Below are 1,430 nucleotides of genomic sequence, written 5' to 3' on the forward strand. Positions count from 1 at the left end.
GCTGCGGCGGCTCCGGCTCGGCCAGGCCGGCCTCCCAGCTCTCCACGGCGTCCTTCGGCACGAGCAGTGCGCGAGCCACGTCATCCGGCGCGAGTCCATGGGCCACGCGCAGACGCCGCCGCTCGCCGGGCGGTGGGAGGAGGACGCGGCCCTCGATCAACGCGTCGACCGCGACGAACAGAGCCGACGCCAGGCTGGTCCCGGACTCGGACATGCGGCACTCCAGCGGGCTTCTCGATCCGGGCGAACAGGGAAGGGTCATACCGTACGGGACACGGCGCGCCCGGTGGTGCACGAGGAGACTTTCGCGCGGTGACACAGGGCATGGAAGCCGCCTCGCTGCGTAGTATTGGGCCGCCCGGCAGCGGAGTGGCAGCCGGGCGCCCCGCCCGCCCTGCCTCCCCGCACTCCCGGAGGGAGCGTCGTGATCCGCCGCACTCGGCACCGGACCGGTGCACAGCGTCCTGCCGTGGTCGTTCACCCCTTGCCCCAGGAGGAACCCGCCTCGCCGCAGGGGCCGGCGAAGGCCGGCGGCGAGTGCGATCAGGCGGAGCTGGAGGAGGCGGAACTCAAGCTCTGGCTCGACGCGGACGGCTGGCCCGTGATCAACGGCCATCGCGTCACTCCGGCCTTGTGCGCCGCACTGCGCAGGCGGCATCCGTGGCAGGCGGAGCACTTCCAGTACGAGGAGATCATCGCGCTGTCCCGCAGACTCGGCCGGCCGCTGCCGGGTGACGCGCCATGAGGGCGACCGCTCCGCTCAGGGGCCGCCGCCCCCGGACCGCACTCCGCCCGGCGCCGCGACGCGCGCCGCTCCCCGTACGCCCGACGTGCCCCGGTCCGGCGCGGGCGCCCCACCATCAGGAGACCCGCACGTGGTAGCCAGAAGAAAGCAGCGCTGGGCCCAGCGGGAGAAGGCCGCGTTCACGTTCCAGGACGATCAGGCCCCCTCGGGCGCCATGCGGGTCGAGGAACACGAGAACGTCCGCTTGCCGACACCGGAGGAAGCGAAACGCTACGCCATCTCCAGGGAAACTCCGCTGATGGAGATCGAACGGGTCTATTACGACGACGCCGGCGGCGTGGTCCGGCATTCGAGGCACATCCTCATGCGCGGCTCCGTCTGGCAGCGGAGCTACATGGTGTCCCCGGATCATCCGGCAGAGGCCGAGAACCCCCGGTAGTTCTCGCGCGGACCGGTCATCACCTGGGCAATGAAGCCTCATTGGCGGTGCGCGTCCGTGCCGCGGGCAGACGCGTCGGGTGTCGGGGTGACTGCCGGATCTTCATCCGCTCACACATTGCGCGGTCTTTTTTCCCGCAATGGGCGGCACTGCTGCTCGGTGCTTCTCGCATTCCGGCGACATTTCCGGGTGCAGGCGGAAAGGCGGCCGGTTTTTCGCGGTCGCGGGCGTGCGAGTGAAGATCGA

3 protein-coding genes are annotated in these 1,430 nt (G+C 70.9%); 2 read left to right on the forward strand and 1 reads right to left on the reverse strand.

Going from position 1 to position 1,430, the window contains the following annotated elements; all coding sequences use genetic code 11:
- On the reverse strand, positions 1-214 hold a 214-nt coding region (locus D7231_RS34690; RefSeq protein ID WP_147449880.1), incomplete at its 3' end, for a helix-turn-helix domain-containing protein.
- Between the two features lie 255 nt (positions 215-469).
- Between D7231_RS34690 and D7231_RS34695 the strand changes: the two genes are divergently transcribed.
- Entirely contained in the window at positions 470-745 is a 276-nt protein-coding gene (locus D7231_RS34695) for a hypothetical protein (RefSeq protein ID WP_147449881.1), read from the forward strand.
- A 130-nt stretch (positions 746-875) separates the two neighbouring features.
- Positions 876-1,184 carry a UTRA domain-containing protein gene (locus D7231_RS34700; RefSeq protein WP_120760334.1) on the forward strand — a complete coding sequence of 103 codons (309 nt, stop codon included), beginning with the start codon at positions 876-878 and terminating at the stop codon, positions 1,182-1,184.
- Positions 1,185-1,430: the final 246 nt, after the last annotated feature.

The organism is Streptomyces klenkii (genome assembly GCF_003626645.1).
GTDB classification, from domain to species: Bacteria; Actinomycetota; Actinomycetes; order Streptomycetales; family Streptomycetaceae; genus Streptomyces; species Streptomyces klenkii.